At 71.6% G+C, this 15822-nt stretch carries 14 protein-coding genes; 2 read left to right on the top strand and 12 right to left on the bottom strand.

The features are described from left to right. Window positions 1-93: 93 nt before the first annotated feature. From GQF42_RS45925 to GQF42_RS16470, 8 genes are all read right to left on the bottom strand, one after another. Window positions 94-2730, bottom strand: coding sequence for an amino acid permease (locus tag GQF42_RS45925; RefSeq protein ID WP_233273365.1), 2637 nt, complete (start codon window positions 2728-2730; stop codon window positions 94-96). 223 nt (window positions 2731-2953) lie between these two features. Next, on the bottom strand, window positions 2954-3337 hold the full coding sequence (locus tag GQF42_RS16440; RefSeq protein WP_158920570.1) for an SIMPL domain-containing protein: 384 nt from the start codon (window positions 3335-3337) through the stop codon (window positions 2954-2956). 48 nt (window positions 3338-3385) lie between these two features. Next, a complete protein-coding gene (locus GQF42_RS16445) occupies window positions 3386-4528 on the bottom strand; it encodes an NAD(P)/FAD-dependent oxidoreductase (protein ID WP_158920572.1) in 1143 nt (380 codons plus the stop codon). Between the two features lie 70 nt (window positions 4529-4598). Further along, entirely contained in the window at window positions 4599-4754 is a 156-nt protein-coding gene (locus tag GQF42_RS16450) for a hypothetical protein (protein WP_158920575.1), read from the bottom strand. A 100-nt stretch (window positions 4755-4854) separates the two neighbouring features. After that, entirely contained in the window at window positions 4855-6063 is a 1209-nt protein-coding gene (locus GQF42_RS16455; RefSeq protein ID WP_158920576.1) for a cytochrome P450, read from the bottom strand. A gap of 40 nt (window positions 6064-6103) precedes the next feature. Next, the gene (locus tag GQF42_RS16460; RefSeq protein WP_158920578.1) at window positions 6104-7498 is read right to left on the bottom strand and encodes an NAD(P)/FAD-dependent oxidoreductase; all 1395 of its coding nucleotides are present in this window, start codon (window positions 7496-7498) and stop codon (window positions 6104-6106) included. Continuing rightward, window positions 7488-7715: a ferredoxin gene (locus GQF42_RS16465; RefSeq protein ID WP_158920580.1), complete on the bottom strand. Its 228-nt coding sequence runs from the start codon at window positions 7713-7715 to the stop codon at window positions 7488-7490. The genes GQF42_RS16460 and GQF42_RS16465 overlap by 11 nt, the downstream gene beginning before the upstream one ends. A 155-nt stretch (window positions 7716-7870) precedes the next feature. After that, window positions 7871-8425 (bottom strand): hypothetical protein, encoded by a 555-nt coding sequence (locus GQF42_RS16470; protein ID WP_158920583.1) that lies wholly within the window; start codon window positions 8423-8425, stop codon window positions 7871-7873. An 83-nt stretch (window positions 8426-8508) separates the two neighbouring features. Between GQF42_RS16470 and GQF42_RS16475 the strand changes: the two genes are divergently transcribed. After that, window positions 8509-8838 carry a hypothetical protein gene (locus tag GQF42_RS16475; protein WP_158920585.1) on the top strand — a complete coding sequence of 110 codons (330 nt, stop codon included), beginning with the start codon at window positions 8509-8511 and terminating at the stop codon, window positions 8836-8838. Between the two features lie 19 nt (window positions 8839-8857). Here the strand turns inward: GQF42_RS16475 and GQF42_RS16480 are convergent, their stop codons facing one another. The 4 genes from GQF42_RS16480 to GQF42_RS16495 form a co-directional block, all read right to left on the bottom strand. Beyond that, window positions 8858-9517 (bottom strand): cysteine hydrolase family protein, encoded by a 660-nt coding sequence (locus GQF42_RS16480; protein WP_158920587.1) that lies wholly within the window; start codon window positions 9515-9517, stop codon window positions 8858-8860. A 275-nt stretch (window positions 9518-9792) separates the two neighbouring features. Further along, entirely contained in the window at window positions 9793-10101 is a 309-nt protein-coding gene (locus tag GQF42_RS16485) for a hypothetical protein (protein WP_158920589.1), read from the bottom strand. Window positions 10102-10267: 166 nt separating this feature from the next. Next, on the bottom strand, window positions 10268-12739 hold the full coding sequence (locus GQF42_RS16490) for a SpoIIE family protein phosphatase (RefSeq protein ID WP_158920591.1): 2472 nt from the start codon (window positions 12737-12739) through the stop codon (window positions 10268-10270). Between the two features lie 291 nt (window positions 12740-13030). Then, window positions 13031-15004 (bottom strand): heavy metal translocating P-type ATPase, encoded by a 1974-nt coding sequence (locus tag GQF42_RS16495; RefSeq protein WP_158920593.1) that lies wholly within the window; start codon window positions 15002-15004, stop codon window positions 13031-13033. A gap of 107 nt (window positions 15005-15111) precedes the next feature. Here GQF42_RS16495 and GQF42_RS16500 point away from each other — a divergent pair, with 107 nt between their 5' ends. Next, window positions 15112-15513: an ArsR/SmtB family transcription factor gene (locus GQF42_RS16500; protein ID WP_158920595.1), complete on the top strand. Its 402-nt coding sequence runs from the start codon at window positions 15112-15114 to the stop codon at window positions 15511-15513. The last annotated feature ends 309 nt before the right edge of the window (window positions 15514-15822 follow it).

The raw sequence follows: 15822 nt of genomic DNA on the forward strand, positions 1-15822 counted from the left end.
TTCGACCGGCCGAAGCGGTAACTGCCGAACGAGCCTTCGGGTCACCACCGTGCGGCCGGACCGGTGACGGAGCGCGGAGCCGGAGGTCCCGGTTCAGGGGCCGCTGCCCGATGGCAGGTCCTGCTCGGTCCAGATCGTCTTGCCGGTGCGGGTGTAGCGCGTGCCCCAGTGGTGGGTCATCTGGGCGATGATGAACAGGCCGCGGCCTCCCTCGTCGTCGCTCGCGGCGTGTCGCAGATTGGGCGAGGTGTGACCGGTGTCCGAGACCTCGCAGATCAGGGCCCGGTCACGGATCAGGCGTACCTGGATCGGACCGCCGACGTAGCGGATGGCGTTGGTGACCAGTTCGCTGACGATGAGTTCCGTGGTGAACGCCAGGTCGTCCAGCCCCCAGTCGCGCAGCTGCTTGCTGACGGCGGTGCGGATGGTGGCCACCGCCGCCGGGTCCGGGAGCACCGCCCACTCGGCGTACTGGTTCCGGTCGAGCAGGCGGGTGCGGACCATGAGGAGCGTCGCGTCCACGTCCACCGGCCCGGGCAGCATGGCGCTCACCACTCTGTCGCAGAGCGCCTCCAGCGGCGCCGGGCCGCCGGCCAGGGCACGGGACAGCTGCGCGAGCCCGGCGTCGTGGTCGTCGGCCGCCTGGAGGAGGCCCTCCGTGAAGAGGACGAGGAGACTGCCCGGCGTGAGGACCAGCTCTGTGCTCTGGTACGGCGGGCCGCCCATTCCCAGCGGCGGCCCGGGCGGCAGCTCCGGGCAGTCGACGACGCCCGTGCGCGGCGGGACGACCACCAGCACCGGATCCCCGGCCCGTGCGATGCTGCACTTCCCTGCGACGGGGTTGTACACCGCGTACAGGCAGCTCACGCCGAGGGCCGCGTCGTGGTGCGACGTCCAGTGGCCCGGGCCCCGGCCGGGCCCGCCCTCGTGCGCGGTCTGTTCGACCAGGTCGGCCAGCCGGGACAGCAGCTCGTCCGGGCTCAGGTCCAGCCGGGCCAGTACGCGCACCCCCGTACGCAGCCGTCCCATGGTGGCCGCGGCACGCAGGCCGTGACCGACCACGTCCCCGACGACCAGGGCGACCCGGGTTCCCGACAAGGGGATGACGTCGTACCAGTCGCCGCCCACCCCGGACCCGCTGTCGGCCGGCACGTAGCGGCTCGCCGTGTCGACGGCGGCGTGCCGCGGCAGGCGGCGCGGAAGCAGGCTCCGCTGGAGTTTGAGGGCCACGGTGTGGCCACGGGTGACCACCGGCATCAGCAGCAGACCGATCGACAGGGCGCCCAGGCCGAGCACGGTGACCCCGCCGGTCCTGCCGATCAGCGGCAGGTCGACGGCGCTCGCGCCGTACCCGGGGTCGGCGTAGACGACGAACGCGGCGTAGCAGAACAGCAGGATCATCATCAGCCCGCCGAGCCCCGGCAGTACGCCCTTGAAGACCAGATCCCTGGCGCTGCGGGTCAGGACCCTGCGGTAGTACCAGAGGCAGGCGAAGCCCGTCAGGCCGTACTGGAACGCGATCGCGAGACCGACCGAGTCGATCGAGTCGGCCAGGATGTTCCGGCTGAACGACGTCAGCAGGACGAGCAGGGCGATCGAGGCCGCTCCCATGCCGAGGGTTCCCCAGGTCGGGGTGAGAAACCTGCGGTGGACCCGGGCGAACCCGGAGGGGACCACCTTGTGGACCGCCATGGAGAAGACGGTCCTGGCCAGGGGCAGGATGGTGGTCTCGGCGGAGGCCAGCGCGGAGGTCAGCACCATCAGGACCAGCAGTTTCGACAGGAGCAGCCCCGTGTCGTGACTTCCGAACACGGCCTCGCCCAGCACCGACAGCACGTCGTCCGAGTTGTGCGTGTTGCCGAGCCCGATGCCCGAGGCGCCGACTCCCGCGAACGCCTGCGCCGAGGTGGACACCAGCCCGTACATGACCAGGAGCAGCAGGGTGGACACGACCGCGCCGCGCCCGGGGATGTGCGCGCTGTCGACGGTTTCCTCGTTGACCGCGAACGCGGTGTCCCAGCCCCAGTAGATGAAGACCCCCGCGAGGATGCCCGAGGTCAGGGACCTGACCGAGGGCACCTCGAAGGGGTTGAACCAGGAGGCCGAGACGTGGATCGCCGTCGCGGGAGGGTCGAGGTAGACCCTGACCAGCGCGGCGACGGCGAAGAGGACCAGCATCAGTACTTCCAGGCACAGCAGCCAGCGCTGGACGGCCGCGGAGAACTCGATGCCGACGTAGCAGACCGCGCTCAGTACGGCGATCCAGACGATGCCCGCCACGGTGGTCCACAGCCGGTTGTCCGCCAGTTCGTCCAGGCCCACCAGGCGGAAACCGTAGGCGGCGGCGATCTCGGCGAGGTTCGCCATGACGATGATGTTGGCGACGATGATGCCCCAGCCGCCCATCCAGCCGGTGCGCGGTCCGAAGGCGCGGGTGGCCCAGGTGAAGGTGGTCCCGCAGTCGGCGTTGCTCGCGTTGAGCTCCCGGAAGGCGTACGCGACCAGCAGCATCGGGATGAACGCGAGCATCGTGACGATCGGGGCCTGCAGTCCGACGCCGGCCACGATGATGCCCAGCGTGGCGGCCAGGCTGTACGCCGGGCCGGTGGAGGCCAGGCCCATGGCCACCGAGGAGAACATGCCCAGGGCGTTGTTCTTGAGCCCTTTGCGGCCGGACCCCGTCCCGGGAGCGGGGCGGCCGACGGACAGGATGCCGTCGAAGTGCCTCACACTTGATTGCACCGCCGGGCCGCTTCCCTCCGCAACAGCGCAGGGGCAACAGGGACGCCGCCTGTCACACCACCGGGTGGTGCGGGTGATCCGGTCCGGCCGGCCGCTGCGGCTGCCACCAGGCACGACGGCGGGCCGCGCCGGACCGGGCGTCGCACTGCGTCCCTGCCAGGCTCTTCGAGGAGACCCTCGCACTCCTCGGTCCAGGAGACCGTCGGGTTCCTCAGTCCAGGAGATAGGAGGCTGCCACATCGACCTCCATCACAAGGCGCCCGGACGCCGGTGCGTGCCCGCTGGGAACTTCGGTCACGGACACGAGACGACCCAGTCGCCGGCCCTCCGACCTGGCGTACTGCTCGGCCTTGGACCGGGCGTCGGCGAGCGCTGCCGTACGGGCTCGTTGCACAAGAGTCTCCCGGTCCGCCTCTGCCCCCTCCGCCCTGCCCCGACCGGTCGCCCTCACCGTCTCCAGCGCGGGCGCGCCGGAGACGGGGGCGGCTCGAAGGGCCGAGTCGGCCACGGCAGGGGCCGCACCGGCCGACGGAGCGGCGCAGAGCAGGAGCGTTGCCAGGAGAACGGAACCGGTGGCCGTACGTGAGCGCATCATGCCTGAGCAACGATCACGAACGGCAGACGTCACCTCGGTGTTGACGGCTCAGGAGTCCGACGCGTCACTGCCCGGCTCGCCGCGCCGCCGGGCGCGTACCGTGCTGCGCACGACAGCCTCCTTGAACACCGCCGCGACACGGCCCGTCAGGACGAACCTGCGCGGGCGGTCGTCGGCGTGGGTGAACTGCACGACACCGTCACGCCGGCCGAGGCTGATGTTGGTGAAGACGTAGCCGATGCGGACCGGCCCGGGTTCCCGGCCCGACAGCCGGGCCGCGACGACGTCGGCCACGCCCCGGCCCATGGGCAGCGCCGCCTGGCAGGACATCCGGCTCGGTGCCCCGCTCACCGACACCCCGGCGGCCGCGTCACCGACGGCGTACACCTCGGGATGCGAAACCGAGCGCAGGGTGGCGTCGATGAGCATCCGGCCACTGTCATCCGTGGCGAACCCTGCCGCGCGGGCCAGGTCCGGGGCGCGGAACCCGGTGGTCCACACCACGGCGTCCGCGGTGAACGACCGGCCGTCGCGGGTACCGAGGCCGTCCTCCCGCACCGCCGTGACGACGGTCTCCGGATGGATCGAGACGCCCAGCCGGTCGAGGGCGCGCAGCAGATGGGCCCGGCCGCGCGGGGCCAGCCCGGATCCGACGTCATCGGCACTGGTGAACAGCCGGACCCGCAGCCCGGGATGGCTCTCGGCCAGTTCCGAGGCGGTTTCCAGCCCGGTCAGCCCGCCGCCGACCACCGCGACCGTGCCACCGGACGCGATCTCGGCGACCCGGTGCCGCAACCGCGTCGCCTGCTCGGGACAGGCCACGGCGTAGGCGTGCTCGGCTGCTCCCGGGACGTCGTCGAGCCGCGCCTGGCTGCCCACCGCGTACACCAGGGTGTCGTAGTCGATCGTTCGGGGCTCGTCGCCGAGGCACACGGTCCGGGCGGTGGCGTCGATCGCGGTCACGTGCCCGACGACCAGCTGAACCGGTGTGCCGCTGAGCTGTTGCCGCAACGGCACTTCCGTCAGTCGCTGTCCGGCGGCGAGTTGGTGGAGCCGGACCCGTTCCACGAACCGGTCCGAGGCATTGACCAGCGTGACGGTGACGTCGTTGCGGTGCAGCCTGCGGGCGAGGCGCTTGGCCGCCAGCAGACCGGCGTAACCGGCGCCCACGACAACGAGGCGATGACTCATGAAATGACTTCCTCTGTGACTACGGATGGCTTGGGCGCCACCTCGGACAACCAGTCGCCGCGCATCGGCGTCAGGCGGCGGATCTTGCCACCGCGACGGTCACGAGGAGCCGCCCCGTGCCGAGCCGTACGGGCACCAGCGTGCGGAGGCAGCCAGAGGTCACCATGTACATGACCCCCGTGACGGCCGGGAAAGCTGCCAGGACGACGGCAGCGACAACGTGCATGCCGCCATGATCCGATCGCCTCGCGCCCGGGAGCCGGAACAACACGACCGCCGCATCGTCCGGAATCCCCGGGTCCCTGCGCCCGCGGCCCTCCCTCGGCTCAGGACGTGAGGCCCTCGATCGCCACGGGAAGGTGGCGGGGGCCGCGCAGCACCGCGTTCGTACGGTACGGCGGCGGGTCCTCGAGCGGCCCGGAGAACTTGACCCGGCGGAACAGTTCGGGCACGGCCATGTGCAGTTCTATACGGGCGAGAGGGGCGCCGAAGCAGTAGTGGATGCCGGTGTAGAAGCCCAGGTGCTCGTTGTCCTTGCGGTCGGGATCGAACCGGTCGGGGTCCTTGAAGCGTTTGGGGTCACGGTTGGCCGCGGCCAGCATGAGCCAGACCGGCGAGCCCTTGGGGATGGTGGTGCCGGCGACGTCGATGTCGGCCAGGGCGGTGGTCCAGGTGACGAACTGGACCGGGGGCTCGTAGCGCAGCACTTCCTCGATGAGCGGGACGGCCAGGTCCGGCTCCTTCTGGAACCGCTCCAGGATGTCGGGGTGGCGCAGCAGGGTGAGGGTGGTGTTGGTGATCGCGTTGACCGTCGTCTCGTGGCCGGCGACCAGGAGCAGCACCGCGGTGGCCTCCAGGTCCGCCGGTGTCATGTCGGGGGCGAGCGCGCTGAGGATCCCGGGGCCGGGGTGGCGCCGTTTGGTCTCGATCAGATCGGCCAGGTAGGAGCCCAGTTCCTGGCGCGCCTGCTGTCCCTTCTGCTCGGCGTCGTCGCCGCCGGGACGGGGATCGAGTGCCGCCGCAAGGGCGTCGGCCCAGCCGTGGAAGCGCGGTTCGTCCTCGCGCGGCACGCCGAGGACCTTGCAGATGGCGGTGACGGGAAGGGGGTACGCGAAGTCCTCGACGATGTCGACCTGGTCCTTGCCCTCGAAGGCGTCGAGCAGCTCGGTGACCACCTTGGTCAGGTCTCCGCGCAGCGCGTCGAGGAACCTGGGGCTGTGCGGAGGACCGAACGGCCGGTTGATGGTGTCGCGCAGCCGGTCGTGCACAGGCGGGTCGGTGAAGATGAAGCCGGGCGGCAGGCCGGACTCCTCCGCCGGTTGCCCGGGGCGGGCGTAGCCCGGCGGGCGGTTGCGCGTGTCGTTGCTCAGCCGCGGGTCGTTGGCCAGGCTCCGCACCTCGTAGTAGGTGCTGACCAGGTAGGTGCCGTCGTCCTCCCGCCTGACCGGTGTCTTGCGCAGCTCCGCGTAGAGCGGGTACGGATCGGCCCGATTGGCGTAGTCGATGATCTGCGCGGAGATGGTGTCGGGCGTCATGGTGTCTCCTGCGGGGCGCCGGGCGGCACAGGGCCGGTGATCAGGCATGCGACGGAACGAACTTGATCCGCCGCTCGCTCGGTGAGTGACCCGTCAGCGTGACGGTGGGCCCGTGCGTGGGCAGATGGGGGTCGGGGAAGGCCGGGTCGACCGGCTCCAGCGTCTCGGTGCGGCGGTCGACGGTGCGGTACTCCGGCGGGAACGGCGCGCCGGACTCGATCTGCTGCTGGTAGAACCCCAGCCACTTGGCTCCGTCGAAGGACGCCGCGGCGATGACGCGGCCGCGGTACCCGTACACCGCGACGAACCGCTCCTCGCCCAGCGTGCCCTGGGCGACGACCAGTTGGTCGCCCAGCGGGGGCACACCCACCGACTTGATGTTGACACCGAACTGGGACGACCAGAACATCGGCAGCCACAGGTGGGGACGGCGGTCGGGACCCGCGCAGATCATGTTGTGGGCGGCGATCTCGGCCTGTTCGACGGCGTTGCCCCAGTGCTCCAGCGACAGGAACTGGTAGTCGAACAGCGGGTGGGGACTGCGTGCGACATCACCGGCGGCGTAGATGTCGTCGGTGACGATGCCGTTGACGTCGAACACCCGGCACCCGGCGTCGCAGGCGATCCCGCGGGGACCGGCGGCCAGACCCGAGCCGGCGAGCCACTCGGTGTTCCTGACGGCGCCGAGCGAGACGACCGCCACGTCCACGTCGATCGCCGAGCCGTCGGACAGATGGGCGCGCCTGAGCCGCCCCACGTAGTCGCCCTCCAGGGCGGTGACGCTGATGCCGCAGCGCAGGTCGACTCCGTGCCTGCGCTGCAGCCGGTCGGCGACCGCGCCGACCACTCCGCCGAGTGCGCCCACCAGCGGTGCCGGACCGCGTTCGGCGACGGTGACCTCGAGGCCCAGCTCCCGGCAGGCGGAGGCGACCTCGGAGCCCGTGAAACCGGCGCCGATCACCAGGACCCGGGACACGCCGCCGGTCAGCTTGCGGCACAGGCGTGCGGAGTCGTCGCGGGTCCGCAGCACGAACACCCCGTCAAGCCCGGCCTCTTCCGGGTGGATCCAGGGCCGCGCCCTGGTCCCGGTGGTGATCAGCAGGCGGTCGTAGGCAACGGTGTCGCCGTTCGCCAGACGTACCTGCTTGGCGTCCCGGTCCAGTCCCTCGGCGGCGACGCCCAGGCGCCATACGGCGTCGATGTCGCGCCGCCGCGGCAACGCCGTGTCCTCGGGCCGCGCCCGCCCGAGCAGCGCCTGCTTGGACAGCGGCGGCCGGTCGTAGGGCTCGTACGGCTCGTCGCCGATCACGGTCAGCGATCCGGTGAAGCCCTGTTCGCGCAGTGTCTCCGCCGCGCGCAGACCGGCCAGCGAGGCACCGACGACGACAATGCGGCCCTGGCGCCGCAGAACCTCGACGTCCGTGTCAGCCGACATGGGGCTCCGCCCCCTTCGTCGGTTCGTCGCTGTAGTCGACGAGGATGGCCTGCACCGGGCAGGCGGCGGCGGCCTTCTCCACCCGGTCACGCTGTGTCTCGTCGAAGCGAGGGGAGAACAGCAGCGCCTCTTCCCCGTGCAGGGAGAAGACGTCCGGGGCCAGAAAGACGCACTGTGCGAATCCCTGGCACCGGTTGAGATCGACGACAAGCCTCATCTGGAACCCGCTCCCTGCACGGGCCGCGTAGCCGCGGGCTCCGCAGCCGTCTGCGCTCGCTCCGTCCGGTTGGCAGGCATGCCTCTCCCTTCAGGGTCAACCCCTCCTCAGGAACCTCGCAACGCGAGGGGACGCGCGAGGACGCGGGGCCCGGTTCAGTGCCCGCCCGTCGACCGGCGGGCCGACGCCTCGGCCCGGTCGGCCCGGGCCAGCAGGCGGGCTCGGCTGCGGGGCCACCACACCAGGTCGGCCAGGAGGAGCAGGACCACCAGCCAGGAGGCGATGGTCTGGCCGGTGGAGCCCCGCACGGTGTCGTACACGGCGAGAGCGACCGCGAGCGCGGTGACGAGCAGGACGACCCGACGGCGCAGCCGGTCCTCCTCGGCGCCCCGGCGCAGGGCGCGGGCGTACTCGACGACCGAGGACGCCAGCCGGGGATCGTCCACGGCCTCGCCGCGCCGGGTGGCTCGTACCACGGCCGTACGGTCGGCGCCGCTCATCCCCTCGGCGGCGGGCCAGACGTTCTCCATCCGGCGCGCCACCCGGGTCCCGTGGAACAGGCTCAGCACCACGAAGACCACCACGGCACCGGCCCACGACCCCGCCTCGACGAGAACGAAAGCCCCCAGGAAGAGGCCGGCCGCAAGCCCGGCGGCCACACGCCGGCCGGCCGTCCCGAGCCGCCACATCCACCCCGGAACCAGCATCACCCGTTCACGGTGGCCATCACCCGGCAGGGGCGCAACCACCGCTCCGGCACGTCGGCCACGGCCCCTCGCGTAGCCTCGCCCGTGTGTACGACGACTGGTTCGAGGAAGAGGAGCTGAACGGCGGGCAGAGAGCCTTGGGTGCGACCGTCATCGGCGACCGGCTCTTCTGCAGCGAACGGCACAGCCAGAACTACCAGTCCCCGGAACCGACGAGGCACTTGGAGCCGCTGTCGGCCGCCGGACCTCCGGAACACCTCGGCCGGATCGCCGCTGCCTGGTTCGAGGAGATCGTGCGCCGCCCTGTCATCGCCCGACTCCCGGACGGCCCGTACCGGTTCGTCCCTCCGGGCACTGCCCTTCCGCCCCGGCACCGCTGGGTGCGCAACGGCCCCCCGGTGACGAAGCAGCCGTAAGCAGGCCTTGGCAGCGTCCTCATCGGTCAGCGCCGCCCGGTTCTTCGTTCACCGTGTCGCTCACCATGTCGGCGAACTCCTCGGTCGTGAGGATGGCGTGGGCGTACATAGGCGCGTTGACCTCGAACGTCGCTTCCATCTCCGCCCAGCTGAAGGAGCCGATGGCATCGCGGAGAAGGGTCACGTGGTAGCCCAGCTCCTGGCCGTAGCGGGCGGTGGTGTCCACACAGGTGTTGGCCCGCATACCGATGAGCAGGATCCTGCGGATGTGGTGCTGCTTGAGCATGAAGTCGAGGTCGGTGTTGGCGAAGCCGCTCGAGGCCCAGTGCTGGCTGACGACCAGCTCGTCCTCGCGGGGCTCGAAGTCGGGGTGCCACTCGGCCCCCCAACTGCCCTCGGCGAAGGTCTGGCTGCTGACCACGTGCCGCTGGGTCGGTGACAGGTGGTCCCATGTGCGGTAGTCGCTCGGCCTCGTCCGGTGGTGGGGCACGATGAGGACGCGGAAGCCGCACCCACGGGCGGTGGCGAGCATCGTGCGCATGTGGTCGAGCAGACCGATGCCTTCCGCCACTTCCTTCGCCCTGGGCCACAACTTGCCCCCCTCGGACAGGAAGTCGTTGTACGGGTCGACGATCAGAAGAGCGGTTTCGTCCGGGGGGTACCGTGCGTCGGAAGTCATGGGCACCTCCCCGCTGAGCGGATGGACGGCAGGCAGTCCCGAATGCTCCGCCGTACACCACCGACTCTGGTTTCTCAGTCTGGCACTCGTCCGGCCGGCCTGCATCCGGGCCCTGCCACCCGCCGTCGACGACCGGATCACCCGGTGGCCCGTCCGGCGCCTGCTCGCCGGACGGAGTTCCGGGCCTGGGACGACGGAGGTGTAGTGGTTGACGAAGAAGTACGAACAGGACAGGGCCTCGTCGATGTTGCCGAACTGGTTGCTCGTCATGGACATCAGCGCCGTGGTGCGAGGTTGTGGACGGTCTTCACCAGTGTGGGCGGCGCCCCGGTCTTCGACCGCCAGTACATCAGGGTCTCGTTCAGTGCGCCCACGGTCTGGTAGGCGTGGTCGACGCCGCCGACCGTGACGAAGTTGGGGTGGTTGGTGCGCGGCCCCGTCTTCAGCACCGCCTCCACGCGGTAGGTGGCCGCGTCGACCACGGCGGTGGTCCGCCCGTTGGTGGGCATCCCCAGCCGGATGTCCCGTCCGTCGGGCGAGACGGCCTCGTCGGAGGACCTGCCCGCATCCGCCGGGATCGGCACGCGCCTGGTGACCCGCCGGGCGCGTGCCGATCACGTCCAGCACCGACGCGCGCAGGTGGTTGACGTAGGCGAATCTGCCCCGAGATCTGCTGCGCGCCGGGCGGCGCCGGAGGCTGGATCGGCCCCTGCGCCGAGTGGCCGGTGTCCGGCCTCGCCATGAGGCCCGTCACCGGGCCCGGCGGAAAGGCCGCAGATCTCGGCGTCCCGGGCGTCGCGCGGCAGTCGACGACAGGGCGCCGCACTCGGCCCAGATCGTCTTGCCGGTGAGGGAGTGGCGGGTTCCCCAGCGGTCGGCCATCTGCGCGATCATGAAAAGGCCCCGCCCGTTCTCGTCGGTGTCGGCCGCCTGCCGCATGTGCGGGGAGGTGCTGCTGGCGTCGGACACCTCGCAGACGAGCGTCGTCGCTCGGATGAGGCGCAGCTGGATGGGGGCCCGGCCGTAGCGGATGGCGTTGGTGACCAGCTCGCTGACGATGAGTTCGGTGGTGAAGGCGAGTTCTTCGAGATCCCAGGCGGCGAGTTGGGTGCTGGTCAGCGAGCGGGCCTGGCCGACGATGGCCGGGTCGGGGGGCAGGTCCCAGGTGGCCACGCGGTCCGGGCCGAGAGCGTGTGTGCGGGCGAGGAGCAGGACGGCGTCGTCGTGGGGGGCGCGGGAGGGCAGCAGGGCGTCGAGAGCGGTGTCGCAGACCTGTTCCAGGTTGTTGCCCGAGTGGGTCAGGGTCCGGCACAGCGTGCGCAAGGCCGCGTCGATGTCGTGGTGACGGCCTTCACCGTGCAGCAGGCCGTTGGTGTACAGGGCCAGCGTGCTGCCCTCCGGCACGTCGACGTCGGTTGTCTCGAAGGGCATTCCACCGAGGCCGAGTGGAGGGCCGGCCCGCAGGTCGAGGAGGTGTGGGGCGCCGGAGGGCTTAACGAGCACCGGCGGGAGGTGCGCCGCGCCGGCGAGCGCGCAGCGGCGGGACACGGGGTCGTAGATGGCGTACAGGCAGGTGGTGCCGATGCCTGCCGTGGGTGCCTCGGGGTGATGCTCTGCCTCCTCGGCGGCCTGGGTGACGATGTCGTCGAGTTGGGTGAGGAGTTCGTCGGGGGAGGCGTCCTGCTGGGCCAGGGCCCGGACCGCCGTGCCCAGACGGGCCGCGTTGGCGACTGCGTGGATGCCACGGCCGGGGACATCGCCGACGATGAGGCCGAGGCGGGCCCCGGAGAGCGGGATGACGTCGAACCAGTCGCCGCCCACCCCTGTGGGGCCGATGGCGGGCAGGTGGCGGCAGACGGTGGTTGCCGCACTGTTCTCGGGCGTTGTGGTCCTCAACAGGCTCTGCTGGAGAGTGATGGCCGTATGGCGTTCGCGTGTGTAGCGGCGAGCGTTGTCCACGCACACGGCGGCACGGGCCACGAGTTCCTCGGCCACGGTGATGTCGTCGTCCTCGAAGGGCTCGGGGCGCTGCCACCGGTAGAAGTGGGCGACGCCGAGTGTGACGTCCCGGGCGCGTAGCGGGATGACCATCACCGAATGGATGCCCGCTGCGATCATCTTCCCGGCCCGGTGGGGGTCTTGGGCCAGCCACTCCTCGGAGTCCTCGAGGGTGGGCAGGAGCACGGACCTGCCGTCGGCCATCGCGCGTGCCTGCGGCGTGGCCTGGTGGAAGGTGATCAGTTCGCCCACCGGGTAGCTGGCCTCCGGAGCCTCCTTCAGGAGCGAGCAGATGGCGGCCCGACGCAGCACCGCGCCGCCGCCGACGGGGCCCGGCCCGGACTCCTCGCCCAGGGCGATGCCCCGCAGCAGGTCGACGGCGATGTAGTCGGCCAGTCGGGGGACTGCCACGTCGGCGAGTTCGGCGGCGGTGCGGGTGACGTCGAGCGTGGTGCCGATGCGCCGGGCCGCCTCGTCGAGCAGCATCAGACGGTCCCGGGCCCGGTTGCGTTCGGTGACGTCGACAACGGCCGAGGCCACTCCGAGGATCGTGCCGCGCGGGTCGACCAGCCGGAACGACGTGATGCTCCACCCCCGGTGCCCCTCCCCGGCAGCCGTCATCGAGGCCCGATGCTCCGTGGTCAGTGGCTTCCCGGTCTCCAGTACCCGGCGCTGCCTTGCCTCCATCAGGTCCGTCTCCGGACCGGGGAACAGGGCGCTGATGCGCCGCCCCAGAGACTCCTTCCGGGGAATTCCGTGGATGCGTTCGAGCGCATCGTTGACGCGTACGAAGCACAGCCTGGTGTCCAGGACCGCAAGCCCGATCGGTGCCTGGGCGAAAAGCCCCTCGATCACCGCCCGATCGGTGTCCCAGCGGCGTACCTTCGCCATCTCGGCGAAGCACAGGTGCCAGTGCACGTCCCTCGCGCCGGTCGCGACCGGCCACGACCGCACCAAGAGTTCCACCGGGCCACCGTCGTGATGTCGTACGGCCAGTGCCTCCCGCACGCTCTCGCCCATCCGGCAGCGTCGCGCCGCAGCGACCACCGCCGGGCGGTCCGCGTCGCTCGCCAGCAGCTCGCTCGCGGGCCGACCGAGCACCGCCTCCGCGTCGTATCCGAGAATGGCCGAAGCGGCGCCGCCCCATGCCGTGATGCGCCCGCCGCTGTCCAGCCCCACCATGCCGAGCGTCGGGTCGGGGAAGAACGCCGGCTCGCGATCCATGCTGCCAGGCTCGCACGCCACGATGGGGCCCGCAGTCCCGCAGACCCGCGCCGGGCCCCTGTCAGGCACCGCGTCCCCGCTTGCCGCCCCCTGTCGCCGCACGTCCGGCGGGGCCGCCCGCCCCCGTCGCCACGGTGGAGCACCCGCCTGCCTCCTGCACGTACGACGCCGCCACCGCGGTACCGAACACCACGCTGAACGACCACCGGATCCGGCCCGAGAAGGCAGGTTCTCGCGTGCCCCGCCCCAACTCCCTTCCATCCGGCTCGATTTGAAGGCACGGTGGCGGCCTCACTGGTGCAGCTGCGCCCGCGCGCGGCTCCACGCTCCATCGGCGAGCAGCCGCAGGCCGTTGAGGCCGACGATGACCGTGGAGCCCTCGTGTCCGGCCACACCCAGCGGCAGGGGCAGGTGACCGGTCAGGTCCCAGACGACCAGGCCGGTGATGAACACCGCGGCGATCACCAGGTTCTGTACGACCAGGCGGCGGGCCTGACGGGAGAGAGCGATGACGGTCGGGACGGTGGCCAGCTCATCGCGCACGACGACGGCGTCGGCCGTCTCCAGAGCGAGGTCCGATCCGGCGCGGCCCATGGCGACGCCGGTGTGGGCGGCGGCCAGTGCGGGAGCGTCGTTGACGCCGTCGCCGACCACCAGCACCTTCCGGCCGGCCTGCGCCAGCGCCTTGACCGCCGCGACCTTGTCCTGCGGAAGCAGTCCGGCACGCACGTCCGTGATCCCGACCTCGTCGGCGAGCCGGGTGGCGGCGCGCGGGTTGTCGCCCGTGACCAGCACCGGCGCGCTGCCGGTCAGACGCCCCAGCGCCGAGGTGGCGGCCGCGGCCTCCTCGCGCAGCCGGTCGGCGATGCCCAGCACCCCCACCGGACTGCCGTCGGCCGTGACCAGGACCGCGGTGCGGCCCTCCTCCTCCAGGCCGGTGGCGACGGCGAGGGCCCGGTGCGTGCCGGCCCCCAGCAGACGGGTGGGGCTGCCGACCGCGACCGCACGACCGGCCACGAGGGCGCTGACGCCGGTACCGGGAGCGGAGGTGAAACCCTCCACCAGGGGAACGTCCAGGTCACGGGTGCGGGCGGCATCCACGACGGCGCGGGCCAGCGGATGTTCGCTGGGGTGCTCGACCGCCGCCGCCAGCCGCAGAAGCTCATCCTCGCTCAGCCCGGAACCTGCCAGCGGGCGGATGTCCGTCACCCTCGGCGTGCCCTCGGTCAGGGTGCCCGTCTTGTCCAGCGCCACCGCGTCCACCTGGCCGAGCCGCTCCATGACCACGGCCGACTTCACCAGCACGCCGTGACGTCCGGCATTGGCGATCGCCGACAGCAGCGGCGGCATGGTGGCGAGCACGACGGCACACGGAGAAGCGACGATCATGAACGTCATCGCGCGCAGCAGCGTGGGTTGCAGTGCGGCGCCGAACAGCAGCGGCAGCGCGAACAGGGCGACCGTGGCCGCGACCATGCCCAGGGAGTAGCGCTGCTCGACCTTCTCGATGAACAGCTGGGTGGGCGCCTTGGTCTCGGAGGCCTCCTCGACCATGGCCACGATCCGGGCGATCACCGAGTCGGACGGGTCCCGCTCCACCTTCACACGCAGGGCGCCGGTGCCGTTCAGGGTGCCGGCGAACACCTCGTCGCCGGCCTCCTTGGCCACAGGCAGCGGCTCGCCCGTGATGGTCGCCTGATCCACGTCGCCGGCCCCGTCCAGCACCCGCCCATCGGCGCCGATCCGTTCACCGGGGCGCACCAGGATCGTGTCTCCGGCGCGCAGTTCCTCGGTGGGCACGCTCTCCTCGCCACCGTCGTCCCGCAGGCGGGTGGCCGTGGTGGGGGCGAGGTCGAGCAGACCGCGTACCGAGTCCGCGGTACGGGCGGTGGCGATCGCCTCCAGAGCACCTGAGGTGGCGAAGATGACGATCAGCAGCGCGCCGTCCAGGACCTGCCCGATCGCCGCCGCCCCGAGCGCGGCGACGACCATGAGCAGGTCCACGTCCAGGGTCCTGTCCTTCAGGGCCTGCAGACCGGCCCAGCCGGGCTCCCAGCCGCCGGTGACGTAGACACCCGCGAACAGCGGCCCCCACGACCACGCGGGCCCGCCGGTCAGATACAGCGGCAGCGCGACCAGGAACAGCACCAGGGCGGCCGCCGCCCATCGGGCCTCGGACAGCGCGAGGATCCGCGTACGCCGCCGGGGCGCCACCGTCTCGTGGGCGGCGCCGGTCCCGGGCGGGCGGGTGAGGGTGGAAGACATGGGAGCAAGGTCCTTCGCAGGTCGGGGCGCGACGGGTCGCCACCACCGTAACAGGAACAAATGAAGAGTCATTCATGTGTTCATGCGTGGTGCCGTAGCATGGGCGCATGGGTCATGGAGCCGCACCGCCGACCGGAAGCGTCCCGCGCAAACACCTGGACGCCGCCAGTGCCGCCAAGGTCGCCACCACCCTCCAGGCGCTGGCGACACCCTCGCGGCTGCTGATCCTCGCGCGGCTGCGCGAGGGCCCTCTTCCGGCAACCGAACTGGCGGCGGAAGTCGAGATGGAGCAGTCCGCCTGTTCCCACCAACTGCGCCTGCTGCGCAACCTCGGCCTCGTCGTCGGCACCCGTAAAGGCCGATCGGTGGTGTACTCCCTCTACGACAACCACGTGGCCGAACTCCTCGACCAGGCCCTCTACCACGTCGAACACCTCCGCCTCGGCCTGAGCGACGCCCCCGCCACCGAAGACGCGGAGCCGGAGCCGGTGGCCGCTCCGAACGCCTAGCCGCGATCAGCGCTGCGCCGCCTGCTGAGGCGCGTGGCGATCGGAAGCGCCGCGACCAGGCCGCTGAGCAGGATCGCGGCGAACGCGCCGAGGATCGCGGGTTGGTCGGCGAAGGCAGGCCGATCGCGGCCAGGGCGGGTCCGACGTTGCGTGCCGCGCTCACGCCTCCCATGGTGGTCCGGCGTGTCATCGGTCCGGTGGCCAGCAGTGTTCCGACGGCGAAGGCGAACGCCGCGAGCAGGAAACCCGCGAGCAGTGCGAGTGAGCCGAAGAGGGCGACGACGTCGTGCCGGCCGCCCAGCAGCATGC

Source organism: Streptomyces broussonetiae, assembly GCF_009796285.1.
Taxonomy (GTDB): domain Bacteria; phylum Actinomycetota; class Actinomycetes; order Streptomycetales; family Streptomycetaceae; genus Streptomyces; species Streptomyces broussonetiae.

Excerpts from the sequence above, each read along its gene's own strand:
- GQF42_RS16460 (WP_158920578.1), bottom strand. The coding sequence starts at position 7,498 with ATGTCGGCTGACACGGACGTCGAGGTTCTGCGGCGCCAGGGCCGCATT.
- GQF42_RS16480 (WP_158920587.1), bottom strand. The coding sequence starts at position 9,517 with ATGACTTCCGACGCACGGTACCCCCCGGACGAAACCGCTCTTCTGATC.
- GQF42_RS16450 (WP_158920575.1), bottom strand. The coding sequence starts at position 4,754 with ATGCACGTTGTCGCTGCCGTCGTCCTGGCAGCTTTCCCGGCCGTCACG.
- GQF42_RS16455 (WP_158920576.1), bottom strand. The coding sequence starts at position 6,063 with ATGACGCCCGACACCATCTCCGCGCAGATCATCGACTACGCCAATCGG.
- GQF42_RS16500 (WP_158920595.1), top strand. The coding sequence starts at position 15,112 with ATGGGTCATGGAGCCGCACCGCCGACCGGAAGCGTCCCGCGCAAACAC.
- GQF42_RS16495 (WP_158920593.1), bottom strand. The coding sequence starts at position 15,004 with ATGTCTTCCACCCTCACCCGCCCGCCCGGGACCGGCGCCGCCCACGAG.
- GQF42_RS16490 (WP_158920591.1), bottom strand. The coding sequence starts at position 12,739 with ATGGATCGCGAGCCGGCGTTCTTCCCCGACCCGACGCTCGGCATGGTG.
- GQF42_RS16465 (WP_158920580.1), bottom strand. The coding sequence starts at position 7,715 with ATGAGGCTTGTCGTCGATCTCAACCGGTGCCAGGGATTCGCACAGTGC.
- GQF42_RS16440 (WP_158920570.1), bottom strand. The coding sequence starts at position 3,337 with ATGATGCGCTCACGTACGGCCACCGGTTCCGTTCTCCTGGCAACGCTC.
- GQF42_RS16445 (WP_158920572.1), bottom strand. The coding sequence starts at position 4,528 with ATGAGTCATCGCCTCGTTGTCGTGGGCGCCGGTTACGCCGGTCTGCTG.